This is a genomic window from Candidatus Methanomethylophilus sp. 1R26, assembly GCF_001481295.1.
Taxonomy (GTDB): domain Archaea; phylum Thermoplasmatota; class Thermoplasmata; order Methanomassiliicoccales; family Methanomethylophilaceae; genus Methanomethylophilus.
Genome location: NZ_LOPS01000001.1, coordinates 49,025 through 66,517, shown reverse-complemented (window position 1 = coordinate 66,517; position 17,493 = coordinate 49,025). Strand labels below are relative to the sequence as shown.

The window sequence follows — 17,493 nt, the reverse complement described above, 5'->3', positions numbered from 1 at the left end:
AACCTTTATAACAATACGCGCGATGGACCAAATATGCAGATGTACGTTGTGACCAGGTCCGACGAGGGCAAGACCCTCAGGATCGGGCTCAAAGATTCAAGCACAACCCTTGTGGAGCCCCTGATCCAGGAGCTCAACGCCGACAAGGACGTCGTTTACAGCAGGTACATCGAGGACCACCCCGACCTTGACGACCCCTACCTCGAGATCAAGGTCTCCTCCGGCACTCCCGAAGCGGCCCTGAAGAGGGCGGCCGAGGCGGTCGCGGCCTATTTCAGCAAGATCGAAGAGTGAACATGTCCTTCAGGGAATGCCGCACCGCCGAAGCGGATGTCGGCATACTCTACTACCTCACGGGCGGCGCGGGCACCGGCGGCCGCATCAAGGCCGCCCCCGAGGATTTCATCGTCACGGAGGTCTCTTCCAAGCCGGAGCCTGCCGGCAACGGACGCTTTACCATAGCCACAGTGAGGGCCCGCAACTGGGAGACCAACCGCATGATCCGCCTGATGTCCCGCCAGCTCGGCATATCCCGCGACAGGATAGCTTCGCCGGCACCAAGGACAAGCGCGCCGTCACCACCCAGCTGATGTCCATCCTGGGCCCCCCGGAGCTTCTGGACAGGATTTCCCTCAAGGACATCGAGATCTCCGATGTATACACCTCCAATCACGGGCTGAAGCTCGGAGACCTCTCCGGGAATGATTTCGAAATCAGGGTGACCGGCTGCGATATGCCGGAAGCGGAGATCGGGGATGCCGTGGGCAGCGTCGCGGCGGAGATAGGCGCTGTCGGAGGCTTCCCGAACTATTACGGGGTGCAGAGGTTCGGCATCGTCAGGCCCATAACGCACCTCGTCGGCGAGCATCTCGTCCGCGGGGACATCGAGGGAGCGGTCAGATGCTACGTCTGCGACCCGGCGACGAACGCATCCAAGGACGATTCCGCCTTCGGCATGAGGGAGAAGCTCGCGGCCGCCGATGACTGGGCGCCGCTGGTCGGGGAGATCCCCGAGGCCATGAGCTTCGAGAATACCATGGTCATGCACATGGTGGACCGCCCGGGCGATTGGGTCGGCGCCATCGCGGAGATGCCCGTGAACCTGCAGATGATGTTCGTCCATGCGTACCAGTCGTACCTGTTCAACATCATGCTCAGCAGGCGCATCGCCGCCGGCATGCCCATCAACAGACCTGCGTCGGGGATATCGTCATCCCGCTGGATTCCGACGGCATACCGATGCACGAGAGGACTGTGAAGGCCACGGATGCCAACATCGACCTGGTGGACAGGCAGATCAGGCTCGGCAAAGCGTTCGTCACCGGGTGCCTTTTCGGCTCGGCAAGCGAGTTCGCGGACGGCGAGATGGGTGAGATCGAGAGGAAAGTGGTGGAGGAACAGGGCCTCGAGCCCGACAACTTCATCATACCCGGTCTGCCGCACTGCAGCTCGGAAGGCGGCAGGAGGGAGATCCTCTGCCCAGTCAGGAACCTTTCCTACGAGGTCTCCGGGAACTCTTACTCCCTGAAGTTCTTCCTGCCCAAAGGGAACTACGCGACATGCCTCATGCGCGAGTTCATGAAATCCGAGATAACGGATTATTGAGATCATCAGGAGAGCTCCCCGGCCGGAGAAGAAAGGCCGGGGAGAGGCTCCCTCATTCCACGGCCGAGAGGATTATCCTCGCGCCGAAGTAGCCGACGCCCATGTCCCTCATGACCTGCTCCGGCGTGTCCTTCTTGGTCACGCTCGGTACGATCGAGGCATACTCGTCGGGCATCTCCCTGGGGAGCTTGGACTCGGGGCAGCTGCGGATGTAGGCTACCAGGAGCTTGGCCTCCTCCGCATCCCTCGCGCCGCCGGCCATGTAGGCCTTCTCGACGGTGATGTCGGACATCTTCTCGGCCTTGGACCTGACCAGCGCGTTGCGGGACAGGGCCTCCATCCTCTCGTAGCCGGCGGCCCCGTAGACGACCTCGCCGTACTCAGGGATGTTCTTCAGATAGCCACCGCGGCCTCGCTCTCTTCGTTATCGATGGCGTCGAGGACATCCTGGTCGTCGATGGCCAGCCCCATCATGTAGGCGCGGCGCATGATGCGCTCCGCGGTCCTCATGACGCTCTGCGGGACTAGGTGGGTCTCCTTGACGGCCTCCTGCGAGATGCCGTCCTTCATGCTGTCCGCCTCGGACCTGAGATTGACGCTGTTCAGCGCGGCGATGACCGCCCTGACGTCCTCCTCGGCCGGGTTGGGATAGGCGATGAACTTGGAGTAGGCGTCCTTCACGCCTTCACGGTCCTTCAGCCCGCGGCAGGCGGCCGCCTTGATGGCGAACCCGTCTGAGCTGGGGTGGACGGCGAGGGCGTTGTCTATCGTCATGAGCGCCTTGTCGTACATCTTCTTGGAGATCTGCAGCTTCGCGAGCTCCTTCCCGGCGGAATCGTCCTTCGGGTCGAGCCTGAGGGCCGCCTCATAGCTCTGCATGGCGGCATCGGTCCTGCCCATGGTCTTCTGGACTGCTCCGAGCTTATCGTACAGGGAAGCGGATTTGATCCCCTTCTCCATCGCTTTGTTGTAGGCCTCGATGGCCCCCTCGTAATCCTCTTCCTCTACGCGCAGGTCGCCTGCGTAAACGTACAGCGGGGCGGCCGCAGGGTCCTCTGGATGTTCTGCGAGAGGTATGCCTCTGCTATCCTGGCACTGTCGCTGACGCGGTACAGCGAGGCCCTGAAGAGGATGTAGTCGGTGTTGTTGGGGTCCGCGTTGAGCGCACGGTCGGCCATCTTCCCGGCCCCGACGTAGTCCCTCGCCTCCATCAGCGACCTGGCGACCGCCATGTTGGCCTCCGGGTCCTTCATGGAACCGGCGTCATCGATCTTCTCGGACGAGGCGGACTCGCTGAGAGATGCGTAGATGGACGCCGCCTCCTCCCCCTTCCCGGTGCGGAAGAGAGCGTCTGCGAGGTCCTTCTTGGTCACCCTATCATGCGGCGCCACCCTGAGGAGCGCGCGGCAGACCTGGATGATCTCATCGTTCCTGCTCATGGCGACATAGAGGTCCCTCGATGCGCGCATGAGGATCTCCGACTCGGGGTTGTTCCTGAGCGGCTTCTCCAGGACCTTCTCAGCTCCGGAAGTATCGCCGGAGCCGATGTACGCCTGCACGATGCAGTACACGATGGTGTCGTCGGGCTCGCTCTTGCTCCTGAGGAGCTTGGTGCCGATGTCGATGACCTCGCGGTACCTGCTGGCCTTCAGGCAGATCTTCATGCGCAGGGCGTAGATGGCATCGTTGTTGGGCTCCACCATGCCCGCCATGGACAGATAGTGCAGCGCATCCTCGTAACGGCCTTCCTCGGCAAATATGGCCGCCTTCCTCGCCAGGGCGTACGAGGACACAGGGTTCAACTCGATGGCGCGGTTGAAGGACTTGACGGCCTCGGCGCGGTCTCCCTTCTTCTCCTGGACGCAGCCTTTGGATATCCAGTACTTGTCGTTCTTGATATCCATCATGATCGCCCTGTCATAGGACGACTCGGCCGATTCCAGGTCCCCGAGGGCCTCGTCGGCCATACCTTTGGAATACCAGGTCTCGGCATCCTGCTGGACGGCGACGGCGCTCGCATATGACGCGGACGCCTTGGCGTACTGCCCGAGCGCGTACTCAGCGTTGCCCCTGAGCCTGCGGACGATGGCGAGGCCCCCGAACTGGGACTCATGGGTCGAGCATAGGGTGAGCGCCTCGTCGTAATCCCCGGCGGCGATCAGGTCGCTGAGCTTCTGGACGAACGCATCCTCGCCTTCGATCTTGGACGAGAGGTCTTCGGTGCGGGTGCGCTGAGACGCCTCGAACTGAAGGCTCGCCAGGGTGTCTGACGCCTCAGTGTTGCTCCCGTCGAGCGCCAGGACCGCCTGGCACTCCGAGATGGTCTTGCCGCTGTCACCGGACTGGCGGTACGCCTCCATCAGCGAGATGTGGGCATTGACATTGGATGGGCCGTACTTGACGGCCTTCCTGCCGTACTTGACGGCCGATTTTATGTCCCCTCCGGCCAGGCAGACCTTCGACATGTGGGCGAGGGCCTCCGGGTCCTTGGGATCGGCATGGACAGCATCCTTGGCCTGGTTCCTGGCGGACACAGTGTCGCCGCGGGCCATGGATATCCTCGAGAGGAGAACTGATGTCCTGCAGTCGTTGGGATATGTGGTGAACACGCTCTCGGCGTTGGAGTACGCCTCGTCAAGGTACCCTTTCTTCAGCAGGATATCTGCCACGTGCAGATAGGCATCGTACCCGGAGGTCTCGGAGGGCAGGAACTCCTTGGTGACCTCTACGGCCTCGTTGACCTTCCCGAGACCGGTGTAGGAGTCAATGAGGCCCATGGCCACCCTGGCCGACCCGGGATCGCTGGCCTCGGCATCGCGGTATTTGGAGAGGGCCTTCCCGTAATCGCCCTGGGCGGCGTACATCTCGGCGATCTCGCAGAGCATGGCAGGGCCGACGCGCCTGCCGGCGGTGGCGGCGCTGTACATCTTCTCGGCGACGGTCCAGTCGCGCTCGGACACTGCCATTCTGGCGCGGACGGTGAGGAACATGCTCTCGCCCTCGTTGAACAGCTTGTGGTTGGTGAGCAGGGTCTGGGCATGGGTTGCCTTCTCCCCGCCGTCCACGAACCACTCGCGGTATATCCCGTAAAGATCGTGCTCGGGAGTGTTCTTCTCCGGGGGCTCGTCGAACGGCTCCTTCGCCCATATGCACTCGCAGGCCATCAGGTCTTCCCAGTCGTTCTCCGGGTCGAGCTTCTCGAGCATCAGGTACGCTTCCCTGCAGCAGGGGTCGCTGGATATCGCAGTGTAGAGCTGCCTTACGGCGCCCTTGGCGTCCCCGATGAGGTCCAGGTACTTCGCCCACGCCACGCAGGCCATGGGCACGTCCGAGGTCTCCTTGACTGTATCCAGATATTCCTTGGCAAGGTCCGCCCTGCCCATCTTGACGCAGTATTCGGCCGCCGCCAGCACCGGACGGGTGTCCTGCGGGCGCTTCTTGGCCACCATGTCTTTCAGAATGTTCTCCCAGTCATCGACGTCATTGTGCTCCGCAACCCTGTTGATGACATCTGTGAGAATGGCTGAGTGCACCGGCCCGTCCGAGAGGGTGATCTTGACGATGATGTCGGACAGGGCTTTGACCTTGTCCTTAGCACGGTCGATCCTCTGGACGGCTTCCCATTCCTCGGTCTCGGTCTTATTGCCGAAGACCGGCCTTCCGTTCATGCCTGGGGCTAAGGTTTGCCTTATAATTAATATTTGTAGGTATGGGAAAAGGTCCGCTGAGAGTGCGGACGCATCCGTTTATGATGTGCCAGCAGGCGGGAGCGTTATTTTACGCCGGCATGGAAGTCTCGGGCTTACATAATGTGCCAGATATTAGAGAGAGTGATTTCCAGTATCCGTACGATGAAAAAGCGTTAATATGGTCTGAGAGGTTGGCAGGATACTCTCTGCTCAGGCAGAGGGGGCATAAAATGGATGCAATTGAAATAAGGAAATACATGGCTGAGCTGGTCGGCACTTTCGTCCTCGTGCTCGCCGGTGTCGGGACCGCTGTCCTGACCGGCGATCTCGTGGCCACTGCCTTCGCTTTCGGTCTGTCTGTAGTCGTCATGTCGGTTACTGTCGGACAGATCTCGGGCTGCCACCTCAACCCCGCTGTCTCGCTCGGCATGGCCCTCGACAAGAGGATCACCTGGACCGAGTTCGTGTTCTACTTCATCTTCCAGGTCATCGGCGCCATCATCGGTGCCTTCGTCGTCGCCCTGTTCGCCATGGGAATGAACGACTGTGCTCTCGACGATCTCACCAGCGTCGGGTCCAACCACCTCGTCCATGACGACGTCGCATACTCCATCCTGATCGAGGTCGTCCTGACCTTCGTCTTCGTCCTCGTCGCCCTGGCGGCCACCGCCAAGAACGGCATGGACAAGTACGCCGGACTCTTCATCGGCCTCACCCTGACCATGGTCCACTTCATCGGGATCAACCTGACCGGAACCTCCGTCAACCCCGCCAGGTCCATCGGCCCCGCTATCGTCGACGCCATCGCCGATGTCGGCAATGCCGGAGACGTCTGGGTGTTCATCATCGCGCCCCTCATCGGCGCTGCGATCGCCTGGGCCGTCTGGAAGTACGTCCTCTGCGACCCTATGCAGGAAGCCTGAGCAGTAAACCCCGGGGACGGGGGAGACCCGTCCCCTAACCCTTGATTTTCATTCCAGCCCGTCCCGTTCTGGCTGGACTTCAGCATCTGTCGAAAAGTGTTATATACGGATTCAAAATATCCGACTTCTAAGCGCATTCGTAATCTAGTTGGTTAGGATTCAAGCCTTCCAAGCTTGCTACTCGGGTTCGAATCCCGACGAATGCACTCATCCAGTTCTTGTCCTGCTCCTGATTCGGCGGAGACGCTTTCGAAAAGCATGCGTTGATGTCCCGGATCAGTCAGTTCCCGGTTCCTCTGTCCCTGTGCACGCACTCGGGAAGGACCTCATGGGGTATCGTCCCCCATCCGCAGCGCTCGGAGAACTCAAGCGACGACAGCACGGAGTCCACCATCGCAGGATCGCAGATGAGCGCCGTGTCGGTGCCCTCCATCGCCCTGGCCATGGAGGCCTCCGCTGCTCCGCATACATAGTCTATGCGTGCCCTGGTCAGGAGTCCCTCGGCGCATCTGGCACTTCTGCCGCAGACCCCTTTGGGAACATCCAGCAGCCCCGCTGCGGAGAGGGATTCCTTCACATCGAGGACATCGCAGCCGTTGGAAACGGGCAGGATGCTTACCTTCCCGGCGTTACCCCCGCGCTCCGCTGTCTTGCAGATCAGCTGGGCATAGGTCCTCGGATAGGGCGCGGGGTCCTTCCCGCGCAGCTCGCAGAGCCCCCTGTTCATCAGGAATATGCGCGGAGGCATCAGCCCCGCCAGGTACACAGCGGTCCCGTCCGAGAAGAAACCGTCCGGGTCCCCCGAGTAAACGCACTTCCCGTGCCTCATGACATGGATCTCCTGCGCCCATGAATAGATCAGATCGGTGTCATGAGACGCCATCACCACGGTCACGCCCTCTTCGTTCAGCTGCCTGGCTATCTCCATGACCTCGGAGGCCATCTGCGGGTCCAGGCCGGCGGTGGGCTCGTCCATGATCAGAAGGCGGGGCATCATCGCGATGATGCCTGCGATGGCGACCCTCTTCCTCTGGCCGTAGGAGAGCTTCATGACGGGACTGTCGCGGTACTCCTCCATGCCGACCATACGGAGGGCCTCGGAAACGCGCGACTCCACCTCTCTCTTCGGAAGCTTCATGTTCTCCGGGCCGAAGGCAACATCCTGCCCCACGATGGGGCGGAAGAGCATCTCATCGGGGTTCTGGAAGAGGACCGCTACGTCGGAACGGAGCCTGGTGAGCGCACGGCGGCCGTATTTCAGCGGGATGCCATCATACAGCACCTCGCCCGAATCGGGACGGTAGATCCCGTTCATGTTCCAGAACATCGTGGACTTCCCGGCGCCGTTCGCCCCGATGACCGCTGTCCTGGACCCCCTGCGGACCTTCAGGCTGAGGCCGTCCAGCGCCTTCCCTTTACCGCGGCCGTAGCTGAAGGCGACGTCCCTGAGCTCCATTATCGGCGTGTCCGTCATATGTCCCCCTCCAGCTCCACATCGGAGCCGAAGCTCCTGATCCTCTCCGCCCTCTCCTTTACAAGCGGAGCGTAGACCTTATCGAATATCAGCACGGAATCCCTGCCGAGGACGGCCTCGGCGAGGCACGAGTCTATCCCGCCGAAATAGAAGTCAGCCTTCAGGCGGGCGGCAGACACTGCATCCCTGGAATCCATGCCGGTTATCCCGCGGCGGGAATCCTCCCCCGCCCTGCTTACCTCTTCGGCGTACCTCTCGGCCACGCCCTCCCCGTCAGACGGGCAGCTCACGCAATATACGGTGCCGGCCTTTCCCGAGCCCCCGAATTTGGCCAGATATTCCCCGACCGTCCTCGGGTATGGGTCCGGGGCGGACCCGGACATCCTTGACAGGGCATCGTTCATCTCGTAGACCGCCGGCCTGAACAGCCCGCAGGCGCGGACGGCAGCCGGGTCCCTGTAGAACCCTTCGGAACTGCCCTCGTAGACATGCTTCCCGGCGTTCATCACATGAACCTTGTCCGCCTATGAATATGCCAGGTCCACGTCGTGGGTGGAGATTATCAAGGTGACTCCCATCAGGCGGAGCCTTTCTGCGAGCTCCATGACCTCCATGTACGCCTGCGGGTCCAGCCCGGCGGTGGGCTCGTCCATTATCAGCACCCGCGGACGGACAGCGAGGGCGCCGGCGATCGATACCCTCTTCCTCTGCCCTCCGGAAAGCTGGTGCAGAGGAGTGCGGCGGTACTCCGTCATGCGGACCAGGCGCAGCGCCCCGTCGATCCTCCTGTCGATGTCCTTCCTGGTGGCGCCGGTGTTCACAGCCCCGAAGGCGACATCGTCCTCCACTGTGGAGGAGAACATCTGCTCGTCCGGGTTCTGCAGGACCACGGAAACGTCCGCGCGCAGGCATGTGAGCCCCGGGACCGTGTATGATATCGGCTTCCCGCGGTGGAGCACCTGCCCCTCCGACGGCCTGTACACGCCGTCCATGGAGTAGAACATGGTGGACTTCCCGGACCCGTTGGCCCCCAGGATCGCGGTGCGGGACCCTTCCTCTATATCGAGAGTGACGCTGTCGAGCGCCTTGCGGCCGGAGCTGCCGTAGCTGTAGGACACGCCTTCCAGCCTGAACACGCTGCCACTCACAGGCCCCACCCGAAGAGCGGCGAGAAGAGCTCCGCCATCCCGTTCCAGTCGACTGCGTACTCTCCGAAGCACCAGAGGCAGGCCGCGCATGCCAGCGATGCGATGACCCAGGCGGCCGAGATCCCCTTGGGGCGACGGTAGACCGGGAACACTCCCAGGTAGTTCCTGCTCGCCAGGGCGGCGTCCGATTTCTCGGCTATCTCCATGGAGAACAGGAACGTCCCCACCATGGCCCCAGCATATGCTCTGATCGTGCGCAGGCCCCCGTTGTACCCGAGGCGGCATTGGGCGGCCTTGATGAGCACCAGCATCCTCTCCAGCAGGAGGAAGGCGTAGCGGTAGATCAGCACCACGATCTCGATAATCTCCCTGGGAAGATGCAGTTTCCTGCATGCCTGCGTCAGATGGGGTATCGGCGTGGAGCTGGCGAAGGCCAGCATGAGAGTCACGCCGGCTATCGCCCTGAAGAAGACCAGCCAGGCCTGGTTGAAGCTGTCCTCGGTCATGTACATGTCGAACCACAGCAGCTTCCCTTCCATCAGGGCAGGCTGGGACTTGTCCCCGAGGATGGAGATCATCCCGCAGCCGATGACCATTATGAGCACCGCCTCGGCGATGGCCAGCGCTATCACCGGCGGGAGCTTCATATTGGTGGAGTAGGCCATCAGGCCCAGGCCGATGCAGAACGCGGCCATCGGGACGGCTATGCTCTGGGTCAGGAGCCCGGTTATCAGCAGGAGAACGGTGAAGAGGAGCTTCCCGAGGGGGGACCAGTCGGCCATGCGCGAGCTGTATGCCAGCTCGTCCATCTCCACCTGGTCGCTTATAAGCCCGCGCGCCATCCTGCCCCGCCTCGGAACTCGTAGATCCTCTCGAGGATCTCCTCTTCGTCCTTCTTCTCGCTGCGGTCGGAATCCGTAACGGCCGGACCGGGAGGAGGCACGGAGGATTTCTTCTTGGCGTGCTGTATCCCGATGAAGTAGCCGATGATCAGGGCGCCGATGGCCGCCTGCAGGGCGAAGAGCATCGATTCCGTCTCGCCGGGAAGCTCATAATCGCCCCAGATACCGGAGGTCCACGGTTCGTAGCTGCCGCCGTTGTTGTCTGCGATATCGCCGGAACCGGCATCGTCGGACCCGCCGAAGTCCATGCCCTGGGAATCTCCGTAGGCGAGGATCGCCACCAGAGCGACGGCGATGACCGCGAACCCGGCCGCATACGCCTTCCAGTTGACCGGCTTGTCCGGCTTGTCCTGGCCGAATATGTCGGGGCGCGTGATGAGCAGGTACTTCGCGAACATGGCGAACAGTATGCCCTCGACGAAGGAAAGGGGGATCTGGGTCACTGCGTACGTGGTCATGAAGTCGGCGAACGCCTCCCCCCATCCGCTGCTGTGGTAGCAGATGGTCAGCTGCACCGCTGTGACCACATATGTCGTGAGGTCTGCGAAGAACGCCGCCGCGAACATCGAGGGAACGACTCTGACGCGGAGCCCTCTGAGCAGCCTCCATGCCAGGAGGCCGGCGGCCGGCCCGATGATGCCCATGGAGACGCAGTTCGCGCCCAGGGTGGTTATCCCTCCGTGGGCGAGGAGCAGGGCCTGGAATATCAGGACGATCATAGAGAGCGAAGAACAAACAAACACTCCGTAAAGGACGACGGAGAGCCCTGTTCCGGTCGGATGGGAGCTCGATCCGGTGACGGACGGCAGCTTAAGCGATGAGAGCAGGAATATGAACGCCCCCGAAAGGGCCACCAGCATCCTCTGCTCCGGATGCGAGCGCACGATCCCGACGATCTTCCTGAACCCCAGCGCCACGAACGGGATCATCACGAGATACCAGATGATGCACCATTCCAGCGGGAGGTAACCTTCCATTATGTGCAGACATTTACCTCCTGTTCCCGCGCCCTGACTGCGCGGACACAGGACCGGCCGGCGGCCCCAGTCATAGATTGGATTTATTAGCCAATGCTGTGGAGTAATGACGGACCCGATTACTTATACATTATCGAAGAAGACCTGGAAAATGTCAGAAGTTTAAAGGACCGGGCAGACGGGGCTCCCGCCTGCCCGAACGGACACGGGCCCGACAGAATGCAGGGGCCACGTGCCGTGCGGCATCTCAGTGCTTGTTGACGAACGTCTTGTTCTTGTAGAGGCTCTTCGAGGCCTTGTCGAGCTTGGCGGCCTTGTTCCTGGCCTTCATCTCTTTCCTCTCAGCCTTGTCCATCTTCTGAACCGGTGCATCATTGCTGTTCTGCGTGTTCATGCTCAACCTTCTCCTGAGAGCATGCATCTGCACGGCGTTAATACGGATATCGGCGTGCGCGGGCCTCCGGCGGCTGCGGGCCAAGCGTCTAGTTAACGGATATGGTATATACTGTTGGATAGTTCATCGATGCAGATGCGCCCCTGCAGGCGCGGCGGAGAATGTCAAAATGGAAGAAACCGAAGCAACGCTGTTCCCGTTCACGAAGATCGTAAAGCAGGAGAAAATGAAGAGGGCGCTCCTTCTGAACGTCATCGACCCCACGATCGGCGGAGTGCTGATCAAAGGGGAGAAAGGGACCGCGAAGTCCACTGCGGTGAGGTCCATGGAGCAGTTCCTGCCCTCCAGGCCCGCCGTCAAAGGGTGCGCTTACCGCTGCGACCCCCGCTTCCCCAAGAGGCTGTGCGCCGACTGCAAGGCGAGGATCGCCGCCGGCGAGAAGCTCGAGACCGTGAACGTCCCCATGAAGGTCGTCGAGCTGCCCCTGAACGCCACCGAGGACAGGGTGTCCGGGACCCTTGACATCGAGTACATCCTGAAGACCGGGAAGAAGAAGTTCGAGCCCGGCATCCTCGCGAGCGCCAACGGCAACATACTCTATGTCGATGAGATCAACCTTCTCGACGACCATATCATCGACCTGCTCCTGGACTCCGCGGCCATGGGCGTGAACTACGTGGAGAGGGAGGGGGTCTCCTTCTCCCACCCGGCGAGGTTCGTTCTCGTCGGAACGATGAACCCCGAAGAGGGCAACCTGAGACCTCAGCTGCTTGACAGGTTCGGGCTCTCCGTTGAAGTGGAGGCCGAGGACAGCATCGAGACCAGGATGGAGGTCATCAAGCGCAGGATCGCGTTCGATGCCGATCCCGAGGCATACGTTGCCGCAGAGAAGGACGAGCTGGAGAAACTCACCCGGAAGATCGAGGATGCCAGGAAACTTGTGAAGAAAATCCCGGCCGACGATGATGCTGTCCGCATGGCAGCCAAGATCTCGATGAACTACAACATGGAAGGGCACAGGGCGGACATCACGCTCATCCGCGCCGCCAGGGCCAACGCCGCCCTCGAAGGCAGGGATAAGATCGCCAAGGAGGACATGGAGGCCGTTGCGGCGCTCGTGCTCGCCCACAGGGTAAAGAAGAGGGCCTTCGACAAGTCCGGGTTCGACGAGGCCGGGGTACGCAAATGCCTGGCCTCGATGTGACGCCGGCGCGTTCCCCTTCTCGGCCATTGTCGGCAATGAGATGGCGAAGACCGCTGTCCTCTGCGCGGCCGTCAGCCCCGGCATAAAGGCGGTCCTCATCAGGGGGCTCTCCGGCACCGGGAAGACGGCCATCGCCCGCTCGGTCCCCTGCATCGACCCGGGGAAGAAGGTAGTCAACGTCCCCCTGAACGCCACCGGGGAGCAGATCTTCGGAGCCATCGACATGGAGGCAGCCATCGCCACCGGCAGGGTCGAGATGGCCGAGAGCCTCCTGAACCGCGCCGACGGGAACTATGTCTACATGGACGACGCCGACCTCTTCGACACCAGCCTGCTGATCCAGATGCTGGACTCGGTGCATTCCGGGCGGGTCCGTGTCGAGAGGGAGAATATCTCGGCCGAGTACGGCTGCCGGACGAAGCTCCTCGCGAGCATGAACTCCACCAGGAGGTACCTGGACAGGCACGTCCTCGACATGTTCGACATCAGCGTCTCCATGCGCAGGCAGAAGGATGAGAGCAGGGCGGAGGAGATAATACGCCGCGCTCTCGGCCTCGGGGACGGGGACAGCAAGCTGGAAGAGCTGTTCGCCGGCGATGACGAGAAGATCTCGAAAGAGGTCGCCGAGGCGAGGCGCCGGCTCCCCGAGGTGCGCATCCCGAAGACCCAGATGCGCAGCATCGCGCGCATATGCACCGCACTCGGCGTCAAAGGCTGCCGGGGCGCCCTCTCCACCGCCTACGCCGCTGCCGCCCTCTGCGCGCTCGACGGCAGGAGAATGGTCAGCAAGAAGGACACCGCCCGCGCGGCCGTGCTCTGCCTGGGCCACCGCCGCACCGTGAAGCCGAAGAAGAAGGAGAAGAAGGAGTACAATCCGCTCGAGACCGGCTACAACCCGCTCGGCGGCATCCGCAGGTTCATCAAGGACGAGAAGGGGGAGACCGAGGAGGCCAAGATCGTCAAGAAGATGAACGAGCAGTCCGAGGCCGTCTCCAAGACCAGCGTGGACGTCGGGTTCATGAAATCCGAGGACCTGGAGGATGTGGTGTCCGAGGTCGGCGAGACCTTCGAGGCCATCGATCTCCTGGAGGCCGAGGATTCCGAGGGGTTCCGCGCCGGCGACGATGCCGCCAAGAGGAAGTATGTAGAGACCGAGGACAGGAACGGCAAGTACATCAAGTCCAGGATCCCGAGAGGCACCTGCACCGACATCGCCTTCGACGCCACCGTCCGCGCCGCCGCGCCGTACCAGAAGAGCAGGCACGAGGCCGACCCGACGCCCGGCGTGAAGCTGGAGAAGCAGGACCTCAGGGAGAAGGTGAGGCAGAAGCAGGTCTCGTCCACCTTCCTGTTCCTGCTGGACACCAGCGGATCGCTGATCATCCGCAATAGGATGTCCAAGGTCAAAGCGTCCATCATCTCGATGCTGGAGACCCATTACGTCAAGAGGGACCGCGTCGGGCTGATGACCTTCAACGAGGAGCAGATCGAGCTCGTCCTCGCTCCGACCAGGGCCATCGAGCAGCTGGAGCCGATCATCAACAACATCGCCGTCGGGCAGGGGACCCCGCTCTCGGAAGCGCTGGTCAAGGTGTACGAGTACATGATGCCGTACACCATCAAGCACAGCGACGAGAGGTGCCATATAGTCCTCATAACCGACGGGAAGTCCACGCTGGCCCTCGACTCCTCCAAGGACCCCATCAAGGAGAGCATCGAGATCGCGGAGCAGATCCGCATCCCCAACGCCGACTGGATCGTCATCGACACCGGACTCGGGTTCACCAAGAACGATGCTCCGAAGGACCTCGCCAGGGCCCTTCGCGGAAGATTCTTCCTCCTGGACGACCTGGAGAAGAAAGAGGACACCGTGGACATCTGGGACTGATCGGGATACTCCCGGGATCTGCCCCCGGCCCCAAACTTAGGCCTGGCCGCGGCCTCGCTTCATTCGGACTTCAGCAGGCCCGGGATTCGTTTCCGGATACACTCGTTTCAGAGCTTCTTTGAAACAAGTCGGAAGATGCTTTTCTTCTTCATCGCTGAGATCCTTTATTGCTGTCCCGAATTAATCGAACGCCGATCCCGATACCGTATCGCAGGCCTCTGTCCCGCAAAGAGGACTCAGTGCCGGACGGCATTACGATGCGAAGCACTGAAGATGTCTGGCACTGATGAGAGTTGATATACGTTCCATTTATACCCATATAGAGACGAATTGCTCTGCGACCTCACTCGTTTATATAAAAAGACCGGATGACAAGGCGCAATGGCAGAACGTTTCCGCGGATTCAAGGAGATCGTGGTCGGGATACTGGTCGGCATCACGGCCATGCTCCCCGGCATCAGCGGCGCGGTCATCTGCGTATGCTTCGGCATCTATGAGCGCATCGTCCGCGACCTGGCCCTTCTGCGCGTGTACCTGAAGAAGGATTTCTGGTTCATCCTCTACCTGGTGGCCGGGGTCCTTATCGGGACCTTCATCGCCGCCAAGATCCTCAGCGGCGCTATGGACCGCTACCCCACGGAATCCCTGTTCCTGTTCGCCGGCCTCATCGCCGGGCAGCTGCCAGCTGTCTGGAAGATGACCGAGCCCGATAAAGGCGGGTTCGGCCGCGGCGAATGGATCGCGACCGCCGTCGGCTTCATCATCATGGGCTCCATGCTGGCCGCCGACCTCATAGGGAACGGCAGAGACACCGAGCTGGGCCATTCCGCGGCAGATATGGCGATCATGTTCGCGGTGGGGCTCGTAGTGGCAGTCTCGGCGCTCATGCCCGGCATCAGCCACTCTACCGTCCTGGTCGTGTTCGGCCTCTTCACCGCCTTCACCGACAGCATCAGCAACATGGACGCAGTCCTCCTGCTGCCCCTGGCGCTCGGAGCCATCATCGGGGTGCTGGGATTCTCGAAGGTCGTGCAGTACGCCCTTACCAAGCACCACCGCCTCACCGGATGCCTCATCTTCGGCCTCACGGCTGGATCGCTCGTGACCGTCGCTTTCTCCACGATCGCCGACATCGACGGATGGATCCATGCAGTCGGAGGGGCCGGGGCGTTAATCATCGGGCTCGCTGTCAGCATCTGGTTCCTCAGGAAGGGCGACCTCCAGAATATGAACATGCCCGACCCGGATCCGGATAAGATCTGATATCTGGGACTCATGAATCGGCAGCAGGATGCCGACGGCATCTCATTCGGTGCATTCCGACGTCTCATCGGAGCACAATGAACAGCTCTGGCGGAACGGTCCGAGCATCATGCCCGGATGTCCGCAGAGAAAAAGAATGGCCCGCACGGGATATTTAGGGATAGGATGGATGGAATTTTGTGCGGGCCGAGGGAAAGAGCAGGTATGGGGAACCGCTCCCTTTTCCTCTATACCTCTTCACGCATGCGGTGTATATAAGCGGAATCGGGAGGGGTCGCCGATTCTGACCGATTCTGACAGACCGGGCCGTTCAGCCCTCCAGCTTGTGGCGGGTCTTCACAGCGATCCCGCGCTTCAGCTGCTCCATCTCGCGCCCGCACATGGCAGCGACCCCGACCCCGCGGACATCCCCGTTGCAGACGATGACTGCTTCATCGCCGATGCGCAGCGACGGGTCGGCCTTCTCCACTCCGACGGCGAAAAGGCTGCCCTTCAGAGGGAAGTCCTGGATCTGAACGGTGTTCCTGCCCATACCGGCCAGGATGCGCGCTCCGTCCATCGTGAGGGAGAACATCCCCCTCTCCGGAGACATCATGCCCAGCTGGATCCTGCCTCCGCCGTTCGGCATGTCCCTGAAGATCTTCCAATAGGGGAACCTTCCGACGCCGTAGGTGCTGCCGTCCATTATGGCATCGGCAACGTCCCTCCCGAACTGGAACCCGAGCGCGGAGCGTATGGTCTCCTTCCTGTCGATCATGTAATCTACAGGCTCCATGTCAGCGGCCGCGGACCTGAGCGCTTGTCAAGGTTCTCCAGGGACTTGGGGGACACTGGGTCCCCGACGACGGTGTCGATGACCTCGGTATCGCCGAACAGCCCTTCCACCAGCTCCCTGTCCTCGCCGAGGTGGCAGACGACCTTCTCGTAATGCCCTTTGGAAATCAGGTCCTTCAGCATCCGGCGTATCCTCTCCTTCTCCTCCGGCTTCCACTCGCCGGTGACCGGGATGTCATAGGAGTTCGCCGGGCACATGGCATCGAGCTCCCTCGGCACCGCGCCCAGCGGGGAGGTGACTATGACCTCGTGGACCAGGGTGTCGTGCGGGGCGGTGTGGATCGCCGATGCGAAGAGTTTGTGGGTCTTCGAGGTGTGGTACGGTTTCTTCGCGGAGCACGGGAGCAGGAGCAGTATCCTCTTGTGCTCGGGCGGGACGTAGCGCTCGGCCATCATCCTCTCGTACCTGACGATGTCCGGCCTCCTCAGGGACTGGACGGTGTTGCAGGAGAACCTGGTCCCGACCGTGGGGAAGCACTCCTCCTGGTAGGCGTAGCCGTCGGCGTCGAAGACACGGAGAGCAGCCACCTCCACCGGGGAGGAGAACGACCTCTGGTCGACGAGCTCCCTGAGCCTGCCGGCTCCGAGGAACGCCCTGACCTTGGAAAGCTCCTCCTCCATGGCACGGACGTTCTCCTCCGAGAAGTCCCCCTTGCCCTCGATCCTGCCTTCCGGTATGAGTTTCATGCCGCATGACCCGGCCGCCCTGCACCAGCCGTCATCGACGATATCGACGCCCATGTAGACGAGGAGCGCCAGGTCTGCGGGCTCGGCGAGGCCCAGGATGCCGAGCAGGCGGCCGAAGCCGGCCACATTGCGCGCTTTCATAACCTGGTCGCAGAGGGCACGGAAATCCTCCTTCAAATCGAATCCGTTGGGGATGATGAGAATCTCGGAATCTTCCGGGAGGACCTCGTCGCCCCGCAGCGGGAACCTCAGGACGGAGATGCCGTCCTTGGTCCGAGCCTCCGCCGAGACACCAGAGTTCGCAGAGGTCTTGCATTTCGGGTCTACGGAGATCTCTGCGCCCAGGATGCGCACCGTGCGGCCCTTCCCGTCCGTCTCCACGCCGGTGCCGCCCTCTGCTCCGGTCTTCAGCAGGAGGGGCGTCCTGAGGGCCGCGCCCTCCCTGCCGTAATCGCAGGCCCTGCCCCTCTGGGACCTGCAGATGACATCCAACATACGCTGTGCT

At 61.7% G+C, this 17,493-nt stretch carries 16 protein-coding genes, 1 tRNA gene and 1 pseudogene; 7 read left to right on the top strand and 11 right to left on the bottom strand.

All coding sequences use genetic code 11. From position 1 onward, the window contains the following. Positions 1-33 precede the first annotated feature (33 nt). Positions 34-294 (top strand): RpoL/Rpb11 RNA polymerase subunit family protein, encoded by a 261-nt coding sequence (locus AUQ37_RS00335; RefSeq protein ID WP_058746934.1) that lies wholly within the window; start codon positions 34-36, stop codon positions 292-294. Between the two features lie 2 nt (positions 295-296). Further along, positions 297-1,605 (top strand): annotated as a pseudogene (truD, locus tag AUQ37_RS00330) (tRNA pseudouridine(13) synthase TruD). Positions 1,606-1,657: 52 nt separating this feature from the next. Here the strand turns inward: truD and AUQ37_RS00325 are convergent. The 3 genes from AUQ37_RS00325 to AUQ37_RS00315 are packed head-to-tail and all read right to left on the bottom strand — an operon-like array spanning position 1,658 to position 5,273. After that, positions 1,658-1,945 (bottom strand): hypothetical protein, encoded by a 288-nt coding sequence (locus tag AUQ37_RS00325; protein WP_058746933.1) that lies wholly within the window; start codon positions 1,943-1,945, stop codon positions 1,658-1,660. Positions 1,946-1,998: 53 nt separating this feature from the next. Next, entirely contained in the window at positions 1,999-2,565 is a 567-nt protein-coding gene (locus AUQ37_RS00320; protein WP_058746932.1) for a tetratricopeptide repeat protein, read from the bottom strand. Positions 2,566-2,609: 44 nt separating this feature from the next. Next, a complete protein-coding gene (locus AUQ37_RS00315; RefSeq protein ID WP_058746931.1) occupies positions 2,610-5,273 on the bottom strand; it encodes a tetratricopeptide repeat protein in 2,664 nt (887 codons plus the stop codon). Positions 5,274-5,551: 278 nt separating this feature from the next. On the opposite strand from AUQ37_RS00315, the gene AUQ37_RS00310 reads away from it, so the two are divergent. Both AUQ37_RS00310 and AUQ37_RS00305 read left to right on the top strand, forming a co-directional pair. After that, a complete protein-coding gene (locus AUQ37_RS00310) occupies positions 5,552-6,217 on the top strand; it encodes an MIP/aquaporin family protein (protein ID WP_201013584.1) in 666 nt (221 codons plus the stop codon). A 133-nt stretch (positions 6,218-6,350) separates the two neighbouring features. Next, positions 6,351-6,423: transfer RNA gene (locus AUQ37_RS00305), tRNA-Gly, on the top strand. Positions 6,424-6,497: 74 nt separating this feature from the next. Here the strand turns inward: AUQ37_RS00305 and AUQ37_RS00300 are convergent. From AUQ37_RS00300 to AUQ37_RS09815, 6 genes are all read right to left on the bottom strand, one after another. After that, positions 6,498-7,691: an energy-coupling factor ABC transporter ATP-binding protein gene (locus AUQ37_RS00300; protein WP_058746930.1), complete on the bottom strand. Its 1,194-nt coding sequence runs from the start codon at positions 7,689-7,691 to the stop codon at positions 6,498-6,500. Next, complete coding sequence (locus AUQ37_RS10340) at positions 7,688-8,197, bottom strand: hypothetical protein (protein ID WP_201013583.1); 510 nt, start codon at positions 8,195-8,197, stop codon at positions 7,688-7,690. The genes AUQ37_RS00300 and AUQ37_RS10340 overlap by 4 nt, the downstream gene beginning before the upstream one ends. A gap of 18 nt (positions 8,198-8,215) precedes the next feature. Continuing rightward, positions 8,216-8,839, bottom strand: a complete 624-nt coding sequence (locus AUQ37_RS10335) for an energy-coupling factor ABC transporter ATP-binding protein (protein WP_201013582.1) — start codon at positions 8,837-8,839, stop codon at positions 8,216-8,218. Further along, a complete protein-coding gene (locus tag AUQ37_RS00290) occupies positions 8,836-9,681 on the bottom strand; it encodes an energy-coupling factor transporter transmembrane protein EcfT (protein ID WP_058746929.1) in 846 nt (281 codons plus the stop codon). Before AUQ37_RS00290 ends, AUQ37_RS10335 begins: the two co-directional genes overlap by 4 nt. Beyond that, a complete protein-coding gene (locus tag AUQ37_RS10330) occupies positions 9,663-10,718 on the bottom strand; it encodes an energy-coupling factor ABC transporter permease (protein ID WP_201013581.1) in 1,056 nt (351 codons plus the stop codon). The genes AUQ37_RS00290 and AUQ37_RS10330 overlap by 19 nt, the downstream gene beginning before the upstream one ends. Before the next feature lie 247 nt (positions 10,719-10,965). Then, positions 10,966-11,112: a hypothetical protein gene (locus tag AUQ37_RS09815; RefSeq protein ID WP_157844220.1), complete on the bottom strand. Its 147-nt coding sequence runs from the start codon at positions 11,110-11,112 to the stop codon at positions 10,966-10,968. A gap of 169 nt (positions 11,113-11,281) precedes the next feature. Between AUQ37_RS09815 and AUQ37_RS00280 the strand changes: the two genes are divergently transcribed. The 3 genes from AUQ37_RS00280 to AUQ37_RS00270 all read left to right on the top strand — a co-directional run bounded on the left by AUQ37_RS00280 (position 11,282) and on the right by AUQ37_RS00270 (position 15,467). Beyond that, positions 11,282-12,316 carry an ATP-binding protein gene (locus AUQ37_RS00280; protein ID WP_058746928.1) on the top strand — a complete coding sequence of 345 codons (1,035 nt, stop codon included), beginning with the start codon at positions 11,282-11,284 and terminating at the stop codon, positions 12,314-12,316. Positions 12,317-12,356: 40 nt separating this feature from the next. Further along, a complete protein-coding gene (locus AUQ37_RS00275; protein ID WP_058746927.1) occupies positions 12,357-14,204 on the top strand; it encodes a VWA domain-containing protein in 1,848 nt (615 codons plus the stop codon). Positions 14,205-14,585: 381 nt separating this feature from the next. Then, on the top strand, positions 14,586-15,467 hold the full coding sequence (locus AUQ37_RS00270) for a DUF368 domain-containing protein (RefSeq protein ID WP_058746926.1): 882 nt from the start codon (positions 14,586-14,588) through the stop codon (positions 15,465-15,467). Positions 15,468-15,777: 310 nt separating this feature from the next. Here AUQ37_RS00270 and AUQ37_RS10325 read toward each other — a convergent pair whose 3' ends face one another. Both AUQ37_RS10325 and AUQ37_RS00265 read right to left on the bottom strand, forming a co-directional pair. Then, positions 15,778-16,242 (bottom strand): PUA domain-containing protein, encoded by a 465-nt coding sequence (locus AUQ37_RS10325; protein ID WP_201013580.1) that lies wholly within the window; start codon positions 16,240-16,242, stop codon positions 15,778-15,780. Further along, complete coding sequence (locus AUQ37_RS00265) at positions 16,230-17,483, bottom strand: DUF5591 domain-containing protein (protein ID WP_201013579.1); 1,254 nt, start codon at positions 17,481-17,483, stop codon at positions 16,230-16,232. The genes AUQ37_RS10325 and AUQ37_RS00265 overlap by 13 nt, the downstream gene beginning before the upstream one ends. Positions 17,484-17,493 lie beyond the last annotated feature (10 nt).